This window comes from Robiginitalea myxolifaciens, from assembly GCF_900115205.1.
In the GTDB taxonomy this organism is placed as follows: Bacteria; Bacteroidota; Bacteroidia; order Flavobacteriales; family Flavobacteriaceae; genus Robiginitalea; species Robiginitalea myxolifaciens.
The window spans coordinates 1,158,295-1,179,116 of record NZ_FOYQ01000001.1; the positions used below are offsets into that span (position 1 = coordinate 1,158,295).

Here is a 20,822-nt window from a genome sequence, read left to right on the forward strand (position 1 = left end):
GAATTTTCAGTGAAATAAGGCAACCTTATCGCCTTTGAAAAGCTACAATTAGTGTACGTCTACATTTAGGAGGTAAACTGCTGTTTCCGGCTAGGATCGACAATTGACCCTTCCGGCAGGAGGAAGTTTATTCCCCCATGTGAGTTTATTAAAAAATGGGGTGTATCCTGTAGGATACAGTTCCATTTTGAAAAAAAAGGACACTAGATAAGCGAATTGCATATGGAAGTAAACTTTCCCGGCAGCTCAGAGTTGTTTGCCTTTTACCTGAACCTTGCGCTGCGATCGGATAGCAAAGATGAATTCATTGAAGCCTTGGGTAAATTATCACGCATGAAAGGGATGACGGAGATCTCCGAGAAAACTGGTTTGAGTCGGACAAGTCTTTACAAAGCGCTGAAACCTGGGGCGAATCCTGAATTTCGCACAATAGTGAAGATTTTGACCGCACTCGGGGTAAGATGCATCGTAGAGTCAGACGCAATTCCATTGGACGTCTAAAACCCCTGGCGCAAAACCCCTGCCATTCATCGAAAAACCAACCGGATAATCCGAGGCGAGGGCCTTCTGGCAAAGAATTTGTGCTATTCCGACAAAACCAACACCATGACTTCAGTTGACCGATTTACTTCTCGACAACTATTTGCTTACCCCTGGAAAATAGGATTGACGCTAGTCCTTCTACTCGGATTCTGGTCCGTGCCCGCACAACGACGCGGCTACATTCCAGGCTACATCATAACCGTGCAGGGCGACACGTTGTATGGTCAGGTCAAAGATCGCAGCAATGAGCCCTTCGTGGATATTTATGAACGGATTCGTTTCCGGGAAGAGGGACGTCGAGGTAAGCGCAAATTGAGCGCCGACCAGATCGCCGGTTACGGCATTGGTGATCGACATTACGAATCGGTTTCGCTGCGGGAGGATTCAGAATTCTTTAGGTTTCGCTATTACCTACAACCCGGAGCCCCAAAGGTTTTCCTTCAGTTAGTTCGGCGCGATGGCCCCCTTACCTATTATCGTTGCGAGTTCGAAGACGACGACGATTACCTGGACGCTTTCCCCCTGATCCATCGGGAAGGCAGTTGGGAAATGGTACGCGTTACCCAGGGAATTTTTGGACTCAAGCGGAAACGGCTAGCGGAATATTTCCAGGATTGTCCAGCACTGGTGGAAGCCATAGAATCTAAGGCTTTGACCCATCCGATGGAAGTGTATGAGTTTTATCTGGAGCATTGCGGAATGGCCCGTTAGTTCTGGCTTGCAAGCTTCTTGCAGCGAGTTACGCTAAGCCCTAAAGCCTCCCGTTCGGCGTTACCCAGGCAAATCGGTAGTCGTCCGTTGGGATGGCCATGCGCTCGGAAATGCGTTCCAGGCGTGCCGGGAGTTTCATTAAATAGTCCCGGGCCCGCTCAGCTTCATCCGACAAAGCACGTAAATTATCAATGGCCCAATAGGCATTCAATTTTTTCAGGATCTCGATATAATCCTGAGCCGTGTAAACGCCAAGACGTTGGGCGCAGTTGGAAAAATTTTCAAAGGCCTTTCCAATACTTCCTCCTGATTCCCGCAGAAAATGGGCAGGCATCACAATCTTTTTCTTCATCATGTCGGCAAAGGCAAGCACCATGCCGCTGGGATCGTGCTCGGAGATTACCTTTACGAATTCCCGATACGCCAGGTGGTGTCGCATTTCGTCCCCGGCAATGATTTTACACATTTTCCCCAGCAAGGTATTCCCCTTTTTACTAGCCATTTGCCCTACGCGTTTGTGGGAAATATTGGTAGCCAATTCCTGAAAGGTGGTATAGACAAAATTCTTGTAGGGATCGCGATCGGTTCCGATATCGAAACCATCGCTGATCAGATGCTGGGTGGAAATTTCTACTTCCCGCATGTTCACGCGCCCCGATAGATAGAGGAATTTGTTAAGCACGTCTCCGTGTCGGTTCTCTTCTGCCGTCCAGGCGCGTACCCAACGCGACCAGCTATTGGGGGTGTCCTGCTGGCTGATCCCTTCTACATCCATAAGCCAGGATTCATAGGTGGGCAGGGCTTCCTCAGTTATGGTATCGGCCACCAGGGTTACCCAGAAGTCGTACCCGAGCTCGGCTGAATTCCCCCGAAGTTCTTCCACCGCGTCCAGGAATCCTTCGCTCTGGGAATCCGGTAATAAATCGGTAGGCTGCCAAATATCCTCAATGGGAATCAGGAAATCCTCCATGTAACCCGCCACCTTAGGCTCAATGGCCTCCATAACCTCCAGGCGAATGTTCTTTTCGACTTTTCGTGGCTGTCCTTGCGACTTCATCTGCTCTTGCTGCTTCTCCATGTTGCTTTTTTTCAAAGTTCGGGAATTACCTCCGGCTTAATGCCAAATCCAACATAAAAGTGGGACGCCCAACAGCTCCCGCAAGCCACGGCAAGGAAGGGATATACTGTAACAGCCACCCGTTGTTGTGCTCTTTATTACAAACCCCCGCAAAAATGGAGCGATTTCTATTCCTTTTTATTCACCTGGGCTTGCCGCTCATTATCTTGATGGCCGCATTGCGGATCCGGCCCAAGTCCTGGTTTGCGCTGATCAGCAATACCGCCCTCTACCTCTTAGTATTGACTTTCCTGTATTTCTGGGGGCAATGGCCTTTGGCCTTGAGCCTGACTTATAAATACGTGGTGCTGGCAATAGCACTCGCTGTACTGTGGAAGGGATATCGACGCATTCCCAAAATCAAAGCAACCTGGCCCATCGGTTTTTGGCGGTGGCTACGTGCAGGAATCGCAGCCGTATTGGCCTTGCTTTTTGCCCTTTTAGTAGATCAGCTGATTCAAGGACGAAGTTATCCAGAGGAAGGCACAGCCCTTGTTTTCCCCCTGAAAGATGGTTCTTATTTCATAAGTCTGGGGGGATCTAACCGGACTATTAACAACCATTACGGGACTTCAACCACTGCCCAATGGTATGCACTCGATGTCAATAAGCTGGGAGATTTTGGCATGGCCACTTCCACCTTGTGGGGAACCGCCAATGCCGAGCATTACATTTTCGGGGAACCCGTTTATGCCCCCTGTAGCGGGCGGGTAATTGAGGTGAAATCCGGGGTGCCAGACAATGAAGGCGCCAGCATGGATGTTGGACCGGAGGATGGAATGGGGAACTATGTGGTCCTGAACTGTCAGGGGCTGATCATAACCCTGGTCCACCTGCAAAACAATAGCATTGTGGTGGAAGAAGGCCAATACATCACAGTAGGCGATTTACTGGGCCGCGTAGGGAATTCTGGCTTCTCCCAGGAACCGCACCTCCACTTTCAGGCCGCCCGTATGGCCAAAGACTCCACCATGATTCCCGTACCCATGCGCTTCGGTAAAAAAACGCCAGTGCGGGGGGATGTGATGGGGTACTGATTTCAAGTATTAGATTAGAAATTGTAAGCTTTTTATTACATTACAGCTTAAACCAACCACTTACCTAAAATGAAATTACTTCGACCAGTACTGGTATGCTGCATGCCATTGCTATTCTCCGGCTGTTTTATTGGAAGACTATTCCAGGACACCACTGTCAAGCGATATAGATCGGTTTCTTACCAAGAGATTACGGATACTCGCGTACCCTTAGTTGATATTTCGGTCTTTACAACGCGAATCAAACCTGATAAACCAATTGATAGACGTAAAACTCTTTGGGATTTAGATGGTGAAGGTGAAGCTAAACTTATAGAGGTTCTAAGTCAGCGATATGATTCCAATGAGGTATTTGTTAAATCCTTGGGTAATGAGTTTTTTAAAACAAAGAATAATCTTGTCACCGACTACAGCACACAAAATTTGAGAATTGTCTTGTCTGTAGCCAAAAATCGTCGATACGGTTCGCTTGGAAAAGGATTCTCGTTAGCTGATAGAATTGAATACCTCAAAATTAATATCAGAAGTGATAGCTCTGGAATACATTTCACAAAGTGGAACAAATTTGAAACTGAATATGGAACAGTGAACATTGGTGATGTGACCTTTAACGAATCAATAAGTTTGACCGGGGGATTGGGAGGATCACGGACGAGCAGTAATTCTTTTACAACCGCTTCGGAATCAGACTCGGCTACCAATGGAGTAACTGCCGTCGTTACACCTACGGCAGCGGTTACAGGAGGTAACAGTGTTTCAGAAGTTCAAAAGTTGGGATATAGATTTTTAGCATTAAATGGTAGAATCAACAATGACAGTTTGGTCCTTGAACAAGAAGGTATTCGAGACATTGATCTTGCCGGAAATATTATTCTAGATGTGGAAGTCCGTTTTGACAGTCTCCAAACGGAACCATTCTTTCAGTTAGAGGGGTTTGACAAACCAAATGGGAATGGACAGAAGGTAGGTCGAATTGAAGTGCTTTTACCTAAATACAGATATAATCAGGAAGATATCTTTCCAACATATACGAAAGAAGTTAAAGTACCAATATTATATAAGTATGTATATCGGCATGTAAAGAATACAGGAGGTGCAAAAACGTTCTACGAATGGGATGACGACGTTGTATACTATGACGATGAAGTTCTAACTGTAGATCACCTTCTAATGCGTGAAAAAGACTATCTACCAGAAATATATTTCATTGGGATGAATAATCAGCGGGTTCGCATGGAAACGGACCAGCCGAACACAATTGGCCTATTCTTTAGGAACAGACTTAGCGGCAAAGTAGACAATATTCAGTCATTAGATGTGAAAGAACTCCGAAACTTTATGACTTATTTACAACAAAAGTCTATGACCCAAGTTGGCCAATCTGCTTCAAGTAATCCAATCGTATTTGGAAATTATGAACTTGTTTCACAGGAGCAACGATTTTGGCAAACTGACTCTGAATTTAATCCAGTTACTTGGCAAACAATCCGTGAGAATCGTGACGAATTATATGTCGATTATGCATTTAATTTCGATAATATTACACGATATTTCTTTGCCGAATAATAAACTCTGGCATCATTAAAATCAGGCTATGAAGTTTCTCAGGTTATTCCTCCTGTGCGTCCTTGTTGCATCCTGTTCTTCCGACAGTCCGGAACCAGAACCCGAGGGAAATCCGAATCCACCTAATGAAAACCCGGATAATCCGGATGGTGAAACGCCGCCCGAGCCAGAGGAATTTCTCTATCCCTATGAGGTGACGGTGATAAACTTTGATCGCGGTGCGGAAACCGAACAGCAATTCGATCGGAATGGTGAATTCGTGCAAACGGTGGATATCAATTCCGAATTACAACTCGGCCCGGATGGATTTACGGGGAATTTTTCGCTCTTCCCTCCGGAATACAGTTTTGCCAGAACGCGGACTCCCGGAAGAATTTCTTTTAGAAATACGGCTACGGATGTCAATGAAGTAATCCAGCCGTACTGTTCGTCCGAATCTTTTGACGCCGGTGCCGCATTTTCATCTTCGGCCCAATTTACCGGTCATTTATTCTTTGGTGGCATGGGCAATGCCCGGATAGATGTTTTTTCCCGGCAAGAGAATAGCTGTACTACCTTAGAATTTCCCGAGTATAACCAGTTCTACCGTTTTCGAATAAACGAAAATGTGATGATTGTGGACAACGGGCAGCTCCCTTTTATTTTTCCGGACGGGGAACGACTGCTCTATTTTGTGGACCTGAATACCCTGGAGACTTATGATACCCTGGCAGTTTCCGACGATTTCGATGCCCTGGCGATTAATGGCGATGAACTATATCTCATCTATGTAATAACGAATACTGAGGTGGAATATGAAGTTCGGAACCTGGCTACGCTAGAAATCCTTACTCCTCGAACACCTACTTCCTTTTTTCCGCCGAATGGGCCCTTCCTCAGTGGACAATGGAATCAAGATACCTTTTATTATGATGTGCCCGGAGCGGGTCCCGGTCCCTTTGCCCTGCTGCCCGGGAAATTTGATTTTTCGGACGACACCTTTGAGGTTGCCGATTTAGGTGCACTTTTAACCGCCTTTCAGGACGACTACTTTGAGCAAAATGGAAATATCCCGCTGGGATTCTCTTTTACTACCTCACAATTTGATCCGGTGAGCGAGGATTTGGTACTTGGTTTTCAATTGACAGAAGACCCTTGCGGGTGCCAAAATTTTACAGGAGGAATTCTCTTTACCAATTTCGATGCCGCCGAGTACCTGGCCTACTATATAGACCCGGTTCCCGGTGCAATACTTGTGGATTTTAGCGGTAACTAGAGCGCCTTAACTTATTTCCCGGCCTTGGGAAGCGCGGCAGCTCCTGCTTTTGTTAGCGCGCTGTTGACCCGTGCACCTTCCTTGTCCATAACCTTTTGTAAGTCGGCCAGGTGTTGGTCGAGTTCTGCGGAGAGCTCGCCAAATACCTGATAGGCTCCGGCCGTGGGTTTGGCATCTCCGGTTTCGATACTGCGACGCAGGGAAGCCAGACGGTTATTGAGCTTGATCGGGAAATTGAGCGGATCCTGGTTACTCTGGTTCTTGACCTGGTAAAGTTCCTGCTCAATCGCTGCGATCTTATCGAGGAAGGGTTGGGCGGTTCGCTTGTAGGTGGACGCGCCTAATTGCTCCTTGCTTTCTTCCAGGTGGGCACGCATTTGCCGGATATGGATTACCGCCTCGTTGGCGGTACTTGTTTTTTGTACAATGCGCTGAGACAAATCGAATTGCTCCTGCAAATCCGCTTCAGTGACTCCCTTGAGATTCGGATCCATGTGAATATCGAAGGAATGCGTTTGCGTTTCTCCAGCCGCCTTCATGCGCACCTGATAGGTACCCAGCGGTGCTTTGGGCCCGCGAGTAGGTCGCGCGCTCCAGATGATCATCCCTTCAAAGTCGGTGGCTCCCTGATATCTAAGATCCCAGGTGAAAGTGTTCATTCCTTTAGCCGTTGTAGGCTTGCTCGATCCGCCTTGTCGCCACCAGGGAATGTTTGGGTCTTTTTGGTACTTGGGCTTGCTGCCGGTAAAGGTGTCTACCAGATTGCCTTCCGCATCCAGGATTTCAAAGGTGATAGTGTCCAATTCCTCCTGTAAATAATACTGTACCGAGGCATCGTAAACCCCGCGGATGGCATCTGCAGGTTCCAGCATCACCGCCGCCTTGTTTTCCATCCCAGGGGTGTATTGCCGTAAGGGTTGGATATCGTCTAAAATCCAGAAGCCACGTCCGTGGGAACCGACAACGACATCATTTTCCTTTACCACCAGGTCGCGGATTGGCGTATCGGGTAAATTCCCCTGCAAAGATTGCCAAAGCTCCCCATCGTTCAGGGAGAAATACACCCCGTGTTCGGTCCCGAGGAATAGCAGTCCTGGCCGCTCAGGATCCTCCCTGACGGCCCGAGCAAAATGACCATCTTCGATTCCATTGATGATTTTTGTCCAGGTTTTGCCGTAGTCGTGCGTCTTGAATACATAGGGCTGACGGTCGTCTACCTGATAGCGGTTGGCCGCAAGGAACAAAGTCCCGGGCCTATGCCTGGATTCATCGATAATGCTGATGCGTGAAAACTTCGGCAGGCCTTCCGGGGTAATGTCCTCCCAGGATTGGCCTCCGCTGCGGGTAATGTGGACTTTTCCGTCGTCTGAGCCAGCCCAAATCGTATTAACGTCGTGCCAGGAGGGTGCCAGGGCAAAGACCGTGGCGTAGATCTCAGGACCGTTCATATCCATGGTGATGACTCCTCCTGTTTTGCCCAACGTACTGGGGTCCGCATAGGTCAGGTCCGGGCTGATTTTCTCCCAGGACTGCCCGTCGTCGGTGGTCTTCCAAACATGCTGGGAACAGGTGTACATGATGCGGGAATCCTGCTTGGCAAACATGATTGGGAAGGTCCATTGCCAGCGCTCGGGAAGGGCATCCGCAGGCTCCCCGGAAAAGAATCGCGGGTATACCTGGATGTCACGCACCTGCCCATTGCTGCGATCGTATCGAGTAAGCAAGGCTCCCTGGCTGCCCGCGTAAAAAATATCGGGGTTCTCGGGATGCTGGGTAATCCAACCGCTTTCCCCTCCTCCAACAGCATACCACCAACCGTGGTTGGGACCCCGCGCCTGCATGTGACTCCAGCCCTCGCTGGGCATGGCCAAAGTGGAATTGTCCTGTTGCGCCCCGGCCACGTGATACGGCACATCGCTGGTGGCCATCACATGGTAAAACTGGGAAGTGGGATAGTCCTGCTCTGTCCAGGATTTTCCGCCGTTGATACTCACATTTCCGCCCCCGTCGTTGGAGTTGATCATCCGCTCCGGGTTATTGGGGTCGATCCAGAGGTCGTGATTGTCGCCATGTGGAACCCGGATCGTCACATCAAAGGTCTTCCCCCCATCCGTGGATTTATAGAATCCCGTGTTGAGGCAGTATACCGTTTCCTTTTCCAGCGGATCGGCATAGATGCGTGAATAGTAAAAGGCCCGCTGCCGCAGCTTGCGCTCGTCGTTGGTGCGCTCCCAGGTCTGGCCGGCATCGTCCGAGCGGAATACCCCGCCTTCGTTCGCCTCCACTATAGCCCAAACGCGATTGGAATCCGCAGGAGAAACCGTAACCCCGATCTTTCCGATTGGACCTTCCGGCATCCCGGGCTTGCTAGTCAGGTCGGTCCAGGTATCCCCGCCATCCGTCGATTTCCAGAGCTTGCTGTCACCACCGCCGCCCCACATTTTCCAGGCCTTACGCTGCACCTCCCAGGTGGTCGCGTAAATCACCTCCGGGTTATTGCGATCGATGATCAAATCCACCGCCCCTGCCTTAGGGCTTACATATAATACTTTCTCCCAGTTCTCGCCCCCATCCTTGCTGCGGAATACCCCGCGTTCTTCATTATCACCATAAGGGTGGCCCAGGGCCGCAACATAAACCAAATCGGCGTTAGTCGGGTGGATGCGAATACGCGCTACCGCCTGGGTTTCCTTCAGGCCTAAATGCGTCCAGGTCTCTCCAGCGTCGGTACTTTTATATACCCCATCTCCCTGGGTAATGCTGCCACGCAACTGTACCTCACCCATCCCGATATAGACAATATCCGGATTGGATTCCGCAACTGCTACAGCCCCTACCGATGAGCTAGTTACCTGCCCATCGGTCACTGGCTTCCATTCGTTTCCGCCGTCTATCGATTTCCAGAGCCCGCCTCCGGTAGCCCCGAAATAGTATTCATTCGGCCGCGTCGGACTCCCCGCACATCCTAGGGAACGCCCCCCGCGATTTGGTCCGATATTCCTCCATTCCATGCCTTCATAAAAGGCTGGGGGGATTGGGACGTCGGCGGTGTTTGCGTTTTGGTATGCACTTGCCTGCGTTGCGGTTTCTACTTCAAGCGCCCGGCTCGGCCCTTGAGCTACCCCCGTTTGGAAAATAAACAGCGTGAGAATGCAAGTAAAAATCAGAGAGGGGAGGGTGGTTGGTTTCATGGGTTGGTGTGTTATTAAGTAGTGTTAGATTTTGATCGATATGAATAACTTGATTGATGGAGCAAGAATTTACCGATTGAATATACATAGTGATGATTAACTCATCTAGAGTTCTTAATTTTAAGCAATTCCTTCTTTACCTCTTCCCAGTATTGAGCTTTGTTCGGTTCTGGAGATATCTTGGTATACTCCCGTATTAGTTCACTACATAAATGCAGGGCAAAATTCATCGGATCACTGTAAGCGGCATTTTCTTTTAATAGTTTTTCAGCTTCAAGTTTAGGCGGCATGATTTAAAAATAAGCAATTAACCATCGCAAGGACTGAGAACATAACAGCCTTTCAGATGAACTTATAATCAGTGGCAAAAAAGAATGCCGATGATCTCCCTAAAGTGAATCTTTCCCAATAAAGAATATACACTATTTGCCACCATAATTTTGACTAAGTATATTTTTAGACACTTTTTTATCCCTTGGTGAAGGTTCAAGCAAAATTTCTTTTGGAAAAGTAGACCACTTTGAAGATTATAATAGCCCAAATAAGATTGAGGCAAACCTTAGGCGTCCAAATTCGGGAACACTAGGTTTAATGCTTAGGTATTGAACATACTAGCGTTTGGGGGAAAGACTAATTAAAGATGAAGAGGTCAAAAACAGTAGGTCAGTAGTTATAGTTGATATTAAGGCATTCACAACTAGTATAACCTGTAGTCTGGTAAATCTTTGTAATATTAACCCTACAGACTGTCTCCGCTATTCTGAAATTAATGGTATTTCATTTCATTAGGGCGTTTGCGGATAAAATAAACTGAATACAAAAAAAACCTGCCGTTAAATATGTTCAAAGAAGATTTTATTGACTTCATCAGAAAAGATCTCAATGAACTTAATGGCTTGAAGATTACTATTGAGAATAGGCCATACGAGAATGTGTTGTACAATCTGCTTACACCGTATATCGCCTACAAAAATTCATTGGATGAATTTAATCGGGTTATTGCAATCTATACCCGAAGAGAAAGTAAACAACATAAATTACTGCCTTTTTTCATCGGTCTTTCCAGCTATTACAAAACATTTGAAGAGATAAGGAGTAAATCCCAGACTCCTTCAGAGAAATTAACTTCTCTTGAGATCAAAATGTCCGGTATTAAGAGGCTATTACCTGATAAATTTTCTTATCTGAATAAACTCTGGAAAGTAAAGGGCCTGAGCATTAAACCTGACCGAAATCAGAATATTTGTTTGATTCTCCGGTCGGAAGAAAGAATCCCAAATGAAATTGCCCCTCGTATTCAGGATATTATAGGGCACTTGAAATCAAGTATTGAAGAATATGATGAATTTGTAAGAGTATTGGAAAATGCCCAGGCAGAACTTGACAGCTACATCGCTGAAAACAGAGACATCTTCCGATATTCATCACTTTTGGAAAATTCCAATGGCAATATAGGAATTAATGAAATCCGTGAACTTGGGATGTTTGTTAATACTGTTCCAACAGCAGGCGTATTGCTATTTACGAACAAAACCAAATACCGCGAGCTGCTGAAAGGCACAAAAATTAATGGCAAACAGGTAATGGACCATTTTCCCATTGCAGAAATCATAATTGATACGAATGGTGAAATACAGGTAAATCAAAGTAACGAGGTGGCACATCCTGTAATGTATTTCTGTTCTCTGGATTATTATGCCGGATGGAGTGAAATTATTCAAAGCCTTGATTCCGTTTATGTGAATACCCTGATTATTGATGGATTTAATGAATTGGTCAAATCGAAACGAAACTTCAATGAACTGCGATTCAAAGGCTTTACAGACTCGATCCGGGAGGCGCAGCAAAATAATGTGCTTAAGGATGTTTACTTTTTTGATCAGGACACCCACTTTGAAAACTTCATTAAACTTCAGGATTATAATCTAAATCCATATCCATGGCTTCTGAATCATCTTGAGCGGCGTCTCTTGGACAGTCCTGACTCAGAAAGATCTGCTAATCATACCGTGATTTCCATTCAGGATGATTTCGGCTCAGGGTTTTATAATTTATTCAAGCTTATCTCGATTCAATTAAAGTCCAAAATACGGGAATCACGGGATGATCAGCTTATTTCCGATGTATTAAAGAGTCTGAAAGATGGATATTCGTTTTTAAGCAGAGCTACGAGTTTTTATTCGGAATCACTTAGAAATGACCTGTTGGAATATGTGAAGCGCCTGCAAAGTATATCCGAAATACTGTCATCAGTCTCTTTAAGAAATCAGATCCAAAAGCTTTCTGAATTTATCTCTGAATCCGAATATGAAAACAATAAAATTCAAACTATACGTCGCACGATAATTACAAGGAGTCTGAAAGGTAGAACCTGCCTTTTAAGTAGTAATATAAATTTAATTGATCGCATAGACATTCAAGGGCTTTTGGAAGAAGGCACAGAATGTGTTATAGATTTTAAGGGCATGGATGACGACTTAACAGATATAGAAGCATATGATAATCTATTTGTGCTTCAGTTTTATGGTGAGATTACCCGGTCTATATTCCTACATGACCATTGCGAAAATCAGTTTGTTATTCTCAACAATAAATCAGAATTAGGTTATTACAAGAAATGCTTCCGTTTATTTACACCCCTTATATCAGAATTGTCCGATGCTGAATACAAATTACTACTGCTGAATTTGGAAGACAGGGAATATTTGATTGATGACTCCAAACTGACTTTTAAAATGGAGGATTACATAACACATGAAGATTGGGAAGAAATACCTGAAACAGCAGAGATTGATAATGAAAATTCTGATCAGGAGGAGATTCTGGATCTGTCTTTCCTGATAAAGGATATAATATCAAGAAATGAAACCGATGAGGAATCATCTGATAATAACTCTGAACATAGGGATTATCTTATATTCTATTTTGACGACAGAATTTTACGTGCCCCCCAAGAAAAATATTATCATGTCATTGTTAATCAAGACTCTGATAGCTCAAGGGACCATAAAGTTAAGGCAAAAGATCTTGCAGTTGGTGACCAGATTTTCCTGATTGAGGACTTCAATGATGACTTTGAAGAACTGCTCTCCAGTCTGAAAACGGAATTCCCTGAATTAAACACCTATTTAGAGAAAGCAGATTCATGGAGAATTGATTTGAGGTGGAAATATGAACAGCTTGGAGGCTATTATTCTGAATTACAGTCCTACCTTGACGGGATGGGTATTAGTGTCTCAAATCCCACTGTAGAGAATTGGATTTCTGGAAGTACTATAGAACCGGAGCTTTTGGCGGATCTGTATGATGTGCTTTCAATAAATCCGGATTCAAAATGCCGGTTATTTGACAAGATGGAAGTTCTGGCAGCTACCAAATGGTTATCCAGATTCAGAACCTATTTATATAGGGCTTTGCTTCGATATTCTGTTTATAAGGAGTTCGGAATGAAGGAAAATATCAGAGAATTACAATTAAAAGACCTTGTTGAAAAAATTCATCATAACAATATGGTGGAAATTAAGGAAATCCTAATGATTCAATAAAATATGCCTGTTTTACCAAGTCACAGAATCCAATTCACGAACAGAGCGGAAAAAGAACTATTTGAAAAGGCGAAGAACAGTTCCTACTTCAATACAACAGAAAAGTTTCTTATACATTCTCTCAGATCTCAGCAAACCAGCAATAAACTGGTTGGAGAAGTGGATTTTGTGTATCTGGACAAACAATTCATAATTTTTCTTGAAGCCAAAGGCGGCGAAGTTAAATATGACAGTTCTGAGGATCAATGGTACGTGCTGGGCGGTACAAAAAAAGGAGATCCGTTTGTTCAGGTGACTGATTACCTTTTCTATTTGCGAAATAAGCTTATACCTGAGCATTTTCCCAATAAGAACTTTCAGCACAGACTTGTTTTCGGTTATGGCGTGATGTTTCCTCATGTGACCAGAAAAACTTCCTTTTCTAAAAAATCTGAACAATCAGGAACCTTCAGAAATGAAACTATTGAATATGATCCGAAAGTTATTTATACAAGTGAAGATCATGACCAGAAGGGAGGATTTGAGAACTACATCGAGCATCTGAAAACGTATTGGCTCAATCATGGCAGATATGAGGGAAGAACCTATGGAATAAACACCAAAGAACTACATGAAATTCGCAAATATTTCAGGGCTGATCTGATTTATGAGATTCCAGTAAGTAAGGTCATTAACTCAGAAATCACCAGTATTGAACAATTCACTCATGATCAATTCGGCATACTTGACAGTTTTGATCAAATCGGCAACCGGGGTATGGTCGTTACAGGTGGCCCGGGCACGGGAAAAACTATCCTGGCAAAGGAGCTCTTAGTACGAAAAGCCTCGGAAGGGAAAAGATGCGCCTATTTTTGTTACAATAAGAACCTTGCAGGTGAAGTAGCCAGATATTTTAAAGATCTTGATCCGGATCTGCACATAGAATCTCACAATATTCACCAGTATCTTGTCAGTTGTTTAAAAGACAAGAATTTATTGCCTTCATTCGACCAGAAAGATCCGGCTTTCTGGAGTTCAATATTACCTCAGCATTTTAAGCAATGGTACGGGAGTCTTGGATTGAAGCAGTATGACTTCATCGTCGTTGACGAATCGCAGGATATTTTCAGTGAGGAAGTCTTAGAATCGATTTTCATTAATCTCAAAGGTGGTGTTGAATCAGGTAATTGGACTGTGTTTATTGATTTGAAATATCAAGGGTTCTATGAAGGATTCGATTCTGAGTATTACAGTCTGTTTTTGCAACTCTATCCCTGCAACCTACAAACTCTTATAATGAACTGCCGGAATCATGATGATATTATAGAAAAGGCCAGTATCCACAGCGGATTGGAGAAAATGCCTTGTCGGCGTACAAGTGCTCCGTTCAAGACAAGACTCAAATGGTACAAGAGTCCTGATCATTTCAGTAATCAGTTGAATAATCAAATTAGCGAGTGGTTAAAAAGTGGAATAGCGGCAGAGGAAATAACTATTCTAACAATGGACAAAACTATGCTTAAAGTTGTCCTCAAAGAGCTGAAACAACCAACACATAAGGTGGATGAGCATTATCATTCAAAGGCTGGAAGAATTTCTGTTTCGACCGTGCATTCATATAAAGGGATGGAGAATGATTTTGTACTTGTGGTGGGACCTGACAGGTATGACAGGGCTGAAAAGGAGCTCATGTCCTTAATTTATGTCGCATATTCAAGGGCCAAAATTGGGCTGGTGATATTTATGGATAAAAGGATCGAGCAGCAAATTATCGGAAGTTTAATAGGTTAATCTGATATGAGTAAGACTAATAAAAATATCCGTGATGAAATTAAGTCTTGGGTTGAAAGGGCTTATCTGGGACCATTTCAAATTGATGTTCATGGAAATCCGGACTTGGTTGAAGAATTGAGCACTAAACCCAGGGATCTGTATACAACCGGAATTCTGTACCCACAGGTTTCAGAATTCGATGAACTTTTCCAAGAGACTGAGGAGACTCTTCCAGATTCCGAAGATGCAAGAGATAACACGCAGAGTATTCGCGATTCAACCTCCGTAAATGTCAGGGAAAGTACAAGACAGTCACAATACAGGGGTAAATCCGTTGAAGATGATGATGATAATGAACAGGAGGAGGAGCTTCGCATGACAACTGAGTTCAATCCGTCGTCAATTGCCATTTCAATGCTTGTTAATGAAGATTCAGTAGTCAATGCGGATTTTGCCTGTGGAAAGTATTCCTTGGTAAAAAATGAGACTGGCAATACAGTTTTCAAAAGATCGGATATACGACTCGGACTTGATTTGAGAATTTCTTCATTTTCCATTACAGTCATGAAAGATCCTCCAAATAATTGGGAGCATTCCTCAAATAAAAATCAGCTTGTACTAAACGATGATCATAATTCAATCCGGATAAAAGCAATACTCAGAAAGCAAATTGGTGATTCAAATTCATCATATGTACTCACGTTATCTATTATCAATCCGCTTCAATGCAGTGTTTCCGGGGTGAAGCAAACCAGTAATTGTGTTTTTCAGCCTTCGATTGAGGTACGTACCCAGGAAGGTTTCCTTCCGTTTCCGGATAACTCAGATCTCTCTTCACTTTCTAAAGAGGAAGTGGAACTCAAATTCCTTTACAGGAATTACAAAAATTACGGAATGGGTCACGGATGCGCTGTTGATTGGAATGTTGATAATGGCAAGGTCAGCAAAATATTCTCTTCCATTATTCCAACAGAAACGATCAATGGGGTGGACTTTGAACCTGAGGAACTTTCGGGGGTTTCGGATGTCCTGTTCATGAAAAATCTGACGGATTGTGACCCGGATTTTCAAAGCAAAGCATTAATCGACAGGTTGGAAAAATTTGTGTCTGTTTACGACACATGGATAGACAAGCAACAAGAGATGATTAGTGAGGAAAAACTCAATAGTCATTTTCAAAGCTCGGCCGATAATTTGCTCATACAATGTACTGATCTGAGTCGCCGAATGAAAAAAGGGATAACCCTTCTCCGGGATCCTGATATCCTGAGAGCATTCCTTGATGCGAACAAGGCCATGTTTTACCAGAGAATCATGGGAGACTTCTCGAGTCACAGGCGCCAGAATGGAAGAGTTCAACATAATGGCCCGGAAAAGGATGACCCATTACCTCAGTTTGATCAGATTCCCAAAAATGCCATTTCTGGAATTATCTGGGAAAATGGAGCCTACAAAGAAGATTGGCAGAGTCTGGCTTCATCAAGTAACAGATATCTGGCTAAATGGAGGCCGTTTCAATTGGCATTTATTCTTTCGCAGCTTGAGGGTATAACAGACGATAATTCTTCGGATCGCAATACTGTGGATCTGTTATGGTTTGCCACTGGTGGTGGTAAAACAGAGGCCTATCTCGGACTCATTGCATTTACAATTTTCTATACCCGGATAACATCTGCCTACACCGAATCAGGGGTCACCGTGATGATGAGATATACGCTTCGAATGCTGAACAAACAGCAATTCAGCCGGGCCAATATTCTTGTTTGTGCATGCGAGCTTATCCGGAAACGACATCCGGATCAATATGGAAGTGACCGAATTTCGAATGGATTATGGGTTGGTAAATCATTAAGTCCTAACAAGCACCATGGAAGTACAAATTATCCCGGTAATAATGAGCTCATGGTCAAGTACAAAACACGGATTGAGAATTTAAGCTCATACGGATCAGGCACTTATAGCCCTGCTGTATTCAGTTGTCCTTGTTGCGGCAATAAACTTGTTAAGGAGATTATTACAGATTCAAATGGAGACAGCTCTGTTGTGGGTCGATGGGGATATCACCAAATGATCAACCCGCTTAACCGAAGGCCTTTTGGGAATGACAATCCGTTTCATATGGTGTGCACAAACACCAAATGTTATTTTCATGTTCCTCCAAATTCCTTCCAAGGCAGGCGAAATGATACTTCCGAGTTTATTGAAAATGTTCTCCCTATACACTATGTGGATGAATCGATATATCAGAATAGACCTACCCTTCTTTTCTCAACCGTTGATAAATACGCGCAATTGGCCTGGAAGAACGAGTGCTTCAGACTCTTCAATCTGGATGATCAGTTTGAAAGAATGTCTGACCCTCCCAAGCTGATAATACAGGATGAGCTTCACCTTATCAGTTCATCACTGGGGACCATTTATAGTCTTTTTGAGTTTGCCATTGATGAATTATGCAAATCCGGCGGAATTTCGCCTAAAATAGTTACAGCTACTGCAACGGTGCGGAATGCCATGTATCAATGCATAAAAATCTATGACCGAAAATCGTATCGTCAATTTCCTCCCTCGGGTATTACAATAGATGATGCTTTCTTTTCAAGAAGAAAACAGCAGGATGAAAAGGCCAGGCTCTATGTTGGAATAATGTCCTCCGGATTTACGTCTACAACTGCAAAACTGCGATTGGACAGTGTTATACAGGAAGGTGTAAATACAATTTCTGGTGCGTCCAGTGAAAATCTTGATAATTATTACACTCTCTTGGCTTATTTCAATACAGTTAAAGAGCTTGGCAAATACAGGACTCTCCTAGAAGACGACATCAAAGACTATCGGAAGTTTCTTAGCAACTTCAGACGCACATTTTTCATGGATTACAATCCGGACAGAACGATTGAACTCTCCAGTCAGATGACAGGTGATGATATAAACAGGGGGTTGGAAGCGCTGGAGAAAGTTCGCCTGCATAAAATAGATGAAGAAGACTCTATTGTTTTTTTTCTGAACAGCCTCGGGATCCGCAGCATCAAAGACATGGAATTAACGCGTATGTGGGATGGTTCGTGGAATTGGAAATGGCTGCGGGTGATAAGAGAGAATTGGGAATTCTTAGAAAAAGAATGCGGCCTGTCTCCGGACATGTTTGTTGACCAAAACGTAAATAGCAAAGAGCCTGAACAAAAGGAAAGGATAAAACGGTTATTGGATCATTGCTGCGGTTTTTTTGCAGAAAGAATATCCTCCCTAGTGGATCCGTCAAATACTGAAGACCCTATAAAAATAGCAATGTCCACCAACATGATTTCTGTAGGGGTGGATATTCCCAGACTTAATGTTATGTCAATTTCAGGGCAACCCAAGACCACAGCAGAATATATTCAGGCAAGTTCACGGGTCGGAAGGGAAGTGCCCGGAATCGTATTCACCCTTTACAATCCCGCCAAAAACAGGGACCGGTCACATTATGAAAATTTCAAGGACTACCACCAGGCATATTACAGATATGTGGAGTCAACCAGCGTAACTCCTTTTTCACTGCCCGCACTTGAAAAGGTTACGGACTCAATAGTAATTGCACTTATGAGGGCATTTTATTTTAAACGCGATGATGACGCTTATTTGAGTACGCAGGCTAAGGAAGCTCTTGAGGAAATTTGCAATAAAATGATTGGACGCTTCCTCGAAATTGAAAAGACACTTGGAAACACCAATGAAAGAGCATTAGTCAGTAAAAGAGAATCCATAGAGCGGATATTCAGTGATCTCAAAGAAAGGTGGGAGAATCTGGGACATGTTCGATTTACAACATTTCAGGATATGATGAGGATAAATCAGCTTAGCCCTGATAATATAAGAGACTTGTTATTTGTGGACCTGAAATATAAGAATCATCCGGTCGCCGATGATAAGCTATTCGCGATGACATCCCTGAGGGATGTTGAAACTACCTCCAGGATTAGGATTAAATCATATATAGAATAATGGAACAGGAAATAAGGACATCACAGGCACTGCATACATATGGCCCCGGATCCATAGCAGACTTCCCTGATTTGTCATTAATTGTGCTCTGCCATGACATGCCGCAACCGGGCGGTACCGAAACGGCGGCAGACTGGGGGGAGAATACAGCAGTCAACCAGCTGGAGGATGATCGTCTTGCCATAGCCTTCAATGTTGATTATTTTGTATCACCACCACTTTCAGATTCACCTCGCGCTCGTGTTCAGACAACCCGTTTTCCCACATTACTGCAATGTCCTGATACAGGGGAGTTGTTTGATGTGCGGCAATTGGAGCAGGAAGAAAGAAACTATACGGACTTCAGGAGCCGGGAAAGAAAAACTGTGGATGAAACATTCAAAGGATATAATTCCCCGATTAAAAGAGAACGCAAGCTAATTCCCATCCGTTTTGTAATTGCCACTGAGGATGGTCATCTGGACAACTTCCCGTTTGATTGGTATGTACATGTCAAAGCGAATAAGCTTGAGGAAATTGGCAAAGGTAACCGGCTTTTCCTGAGATCCAGAGGCGGAACGGCTTCATTGAGGGATCTGATTATAGAAAGTAAGTCACCGAGAGACGGAAGTTTAATCGCAAGGGTCAGTCTTGAAAAGATTTTTGATCAGGAAGACACATTTGTTGACCTCAACGACCGCAGAAAAGATTATCTGTCATTTGTCGGCAACAGGATGCCATTGCCGTGGAGGGGCAGAGGAAAACGCACTTCAGATGGTATTAGTGATTTTCAAGAGTCAATAATAGGTGATGTTTCATGGCCAGCATACAGCATCAACAGTTCACAGGAAGAAAAGAATGTGGCTCTCAGCAAATATCCGAGAACGCTCCAGAGAGGTGCTGGAAACCTATATTTTCCGATAGTCTATAAAGGTATAAGTATACCGAAAAGCGGTTACGATCCTATGCTTCCTGAGAGTTTCATTCTTGACATTAAAAGAAATTATGACAACCTTGAAAATGCTGGTTTTCTTGATGACACTGAATCAAAGTTAGACAAGTTTATTTCTCTTTACCGAATTAATATTTATAGAAAGCTTGATCATTCACAATATACTCTCGACGAGGCTGTAAGAATGATAAAAAAGCTTTTCAAATCTGAAAGCGAAAAGACCGGTCAACTGACTACTGAAGAGCTCCGGCTTCAGGAATTCAGATGCTTTCTGAATCCGGCAATCCGGACAAAAAGAAAGGAATGGTATGATTCAGAAATTATCGATGGTTCTCACTATGTAATTCAGAACAGAAAACTAATACATAAAGTTGTACTTCTGAATAAACTCCGGGAGCTTAAGATTTTCAGGGGCTTTACCAGAATAAGGCCTCTTATGTTTGAGGATTTGATCTTTGATTTGTCGCAGGAGAGAAATCTTTCAGGCAGAAGACGCAGAGAGGCCAACAGGATTCAGGATCCCCGATTCAGACGCGAAACCAGAACTCTGCCTGCGACTGAAGTCAGGGGAGAGGGGATATTCATTCAATTTGATGATCAGTTCTTGCAACAATGGGAAAACAGAGAAGAGGTCCGTGAAAGGTTTGAAACTATTTCGGGAAATTTTCAGCATTACAGAAGGACCTTCGACATGGAAGATGACCACCTTCTGACACCCAGATATGTGGCACTTCATACATTTTCACATCTGATAATAAATGAGCTGGCCATTGAGTGCGGGTATGGCAGTTCAGCGCTTTCTGAAATCATTTATTGCAGTTCGCCTGGCTCAGAAATCGCAATGAATGGAATTCTCATTTATACCAGTTCATCGGATTCAGAAGGTACCTTGGGTGGTTTAGTGGAAAAGGGAAATGTCCGGATTCTGAGTGAGATTGCCGAAAATGCCCTTAGCAAGGCTGCCTGGTGCAGCTCGGACCCGCTTTGTATAGAAAATCAGTCCGGTAGAGGCTTTATGGGGGTCAATCTGGCTGCCTGTCATTCCTGCTGTCTGTTACCTGAGACAAGTTGTTGTAACCTAAATAAGTTTCTTGACAGGGGATTGGTTATTGGTACACTGGATAAACCGGATATAGGATTGTTTTCCTGAAACTTGTGATTAAGTATATTCAAGAGTAAAAAATCAAATCTCT

At 43.9% G+C, this 20,822-nt stretch carries 12 protein-coding genes; 9 read left to right on the forward strand and 3 right to left on the reverse strand.

All coding sequences use genetic code 11. From position 1 onward, the window contains the following. Window positions 1-222 precede the first annotated feature (222 nt). Both BM318_RS05145 and BM318_RS05150 read left to right on the forward strand, forming a co-directional pair. A complete protein-coding gene (locus BM318_RS05145; RefSeq protein WP_092981197.1) occupies window positions 223-501 on the forward strand; it encodes an addiction module antidote protein in 279 nt (92 codons plus the stop codon). A 165-nt stretch (window positions 502-666) separates the two neighbouring features. Further along, the gene (locus tag BM318_RS05150; protein WP_245759741.1) at window positions 667-1,254 is read left to right on the forward strand and encodes a hypothetical protein; all 588 of its coding nucleotides are present in this window, start codon (window positions 667-669) and stop codon (window positions 1,252-1,254) included. 40 nt (window positions 1,255-1,294) lie between these two features. Here BM318_RS05150 and BM318_RS05155 read toward each other — a convergent pair whose 3' ends face one another. Then, on the reverse strand, window positions 1,295-2,332 hold the full coding sequence (locus BM318_RS05155) for an acyl-ACP desaturase (RefSeq protein WP_245759742.1): 1,038 nt from the start codon (window positions 2,330-2,332) through the stop codon (window positions 1,295-1,297). A gap of 155 nt (window positions 2,333-2,487) precedes the next feature. Between BM318_RS05155 and BM318_RS05160 the strand changes: the two genes are divergently transcribed. From BM318_RS05160 to BM318_RS05170, 3 genes are all read left to right on the forward strand, one after another. After that, window positions 2,488-3,408: a M23 family metallopeptidase gene (locus BM318_RS05160; protein ID WP_092981200.1), complete on the forward strand. Its 921-nt coding sequence runs from the start codon at window positions 2,488-2,490 to the stop codon at window positions 3,406-3,408. Between the two features lie 69 nt (window positions 3,409-3,477). Continuing rightward, window positions 3,478-4,974 carry a hypothetical protein gene (locus tag BM318_RS05165; RefSeq protein ID WP_143099922.1) on the forward strand — a complete coding sequence of 499 codons (1,497 nt, stop codon included), beginning with the start codon at window positions 3,478-3,480 and terminating at the stop codon, window positions 4,972-4,974. 28 nt (window positions 4,975-5,002) lie between these two features. Next, window positions 5,003-6,229 carry a hypothetical protein gene (locus tag BM318_RS05170; protein WP_092981204.1) on the forward strand — a complete coding sequence of 409 codons (1,227 nt, stop codon included), beginning with the start codon at window positions 5,003-5,005 and terminating at the stop codon, window positions 6,227-6,229. Between the two features lie 11 nt (window positions 6,230-6,240). Here the strand turns inward: BM318_RS05170 and BM318_RS05175 are convergent, their stop codons facing one another. Together BM318_RS05175 and BM318_RS05180 are read right to left on the reverse strand one after the other, a co-directional pair. Next, window positions 6,241-9,420 carry a WD40/YVTN/BNR-like repeat-containing protein gene (locus BM318_RS05175; RefSeq protein WP_092981206.1) on the reverse strand — a complete coding sequence of 1,060 codons (3,180 nt, stop codon included), beginning with the start codon at window positions 9,418-9,420 and terminating at the stop codon, window positions 6,241-6,243. Between the two features lie 101 nt (window positions 9,421-9,521). Beyond that, window positions 9,522-9,710: a hypothetical protein gene (locus BM318_RS05180; RefSeq protein WP_092981207.1), complete on the reverse strand. Its 189-nt coding sequence runs from the start codon at window positions 9,708-9,710 to the stop codon at window positions 9,522-9,524. Between the two features lie 549 nt (window positions 9,711-10,259). On the opposite strand from BM318_RS05180, the gene BM318_RS05185 reads away from it, so the two are divergent. Genes BM318_RS05185 through drmB form a run of 4 tightly spaced genes read left to right on the forward strand, consistent with a single transcriptional unit; the run spans window position 10,260 to window position 20,779 of the window. Continuing rightward, window positions 10,260-12,965, forward strand: coding sequence for a DISARM anti-phage system protein DrmE domain-containing protein (locus BM318_RS05185; RefSeq protein WP_092981209.1), 2,706 nt, complete (start codon window positions 10,260-10,262; stop codon window positions 12,963-12,965). 3 nt (window positions 12,966-12,968) lie between these two features. Next, the gene (locus BM318_RS05190; RefSeq protein ID WP_092981210.1) at window positions 12,969-14,735 is read left to right on the forward strand and encodes a nuclease-related domain-containing DEAD/DEAH box helicase; all 1,767 of its coding nucleotides are present in this window, start codon (window positions 12,969-12,971) and stop codon (window positions 14,733-14,735) included. Between the two features lie 6 nt (window positions 14,736-14,741). Further along, window positions 14,742-18,698 (forward strand): helicase-related protein, encoded by a 3,957-nt coding sequence (locus tag BM318_RS14465; protein ID WP_218154988.1) that lies wholly within the window; start codon window positions 14,742-14,744, stop codon window positions 18,696-18,698. Further along, complete coding sequence (drmB, locus tag BM318_RS05200; protein ID WP_092981212.1) at window positions 18,698-20,779, forward strand: DUF1998 domain-containing protein; 2,082 nt, start codon at window positions 18,698-18,700, stop codon at window positions 20,777-20,779. Before BM318_RS14465 ends, drmB begins: the two co-directional genes overlap by 1 nt. Window positions 20,780-20,822: the final 43 nt, after the last annotated feature.

Bases quoted from the DNA above. Each gene is read 5' to 3' on its own strand.
- BM318_RS05175 (WP_092981206.1), bottom strand. From the start codon at position 9,420: ATGAAACCAACCACCCTCCCCTCTCTGATTTTTACTTGCATTCTCACG.
- BM318_RS05170 (WP_092981204.1), top strand. From the start codon at position 5,003: ATGAAGTTTCTCAGGTTATTCCTCCTGTGCGTCCTTGTTGCATCCTGT.
- BM318_RS05155 (WP_245759742.1), bottom strand. From the start codon at position 2,332: ATGGAGAAGCAGCAAGAGCAGATGAAGTCGCAAGGACAGCCACGAAAA.
- BM318_RS05160 (WP_092981200.1), top strand. From the start codon at position 2,488: ATGGAGCGATTTCTATTCCTTTTTATTCACCTGGGCTTGCCGCTCATT.
- drmB (WP_092981212.1), top strand. From the start codon at position 18,698: ATGGAACAGGAAATAAGGACATCACAGGCACTGCATACATATGGCCCC.
- BM318_RS14465 (WP_218154988.1), top strand. From the start codon at position 14,742: ATGAGTAAGACTAATAAAAATATCCGTGATGAAATTAAGTCTTGGGTT.
- BM318_RS05190 (WP_092981210.1), top strand. From the start codon at position 12,969: ATGCCTGTTTTACCAAGTCACAGAATCCAATTCACGAACAGAGCGGAA.
- BM318_RS05185 (WP_092981209.1), top strand. From the start codon at position 10,260: ATGTTCAAAGAAGATTTTATTGACTTCATCAGAAAAGATCTCAATGAA.
- BM318_RS05165 (WP_143099922.1), top strand. From the start codon at position 3,478: ATGAAATTACTTCGACCAGTACTGGTATGCTGCATGCCATTGCTATTC.
- BM318_RS05180 (WP_092981207.1), bottom strand. From the start codon at position 9,710: ATGCCGCCTAAACTTGAAGCTGAAAAACTATTAAAAGAAAATGCCGCT.
- BM318_RS05145 (WP_092981197.1), top strand. From the start codon at position 223: ATGGAAGTAAACTTTCCCGGCAGCTCAGAGTTGTTTGCCTTTTACCTG.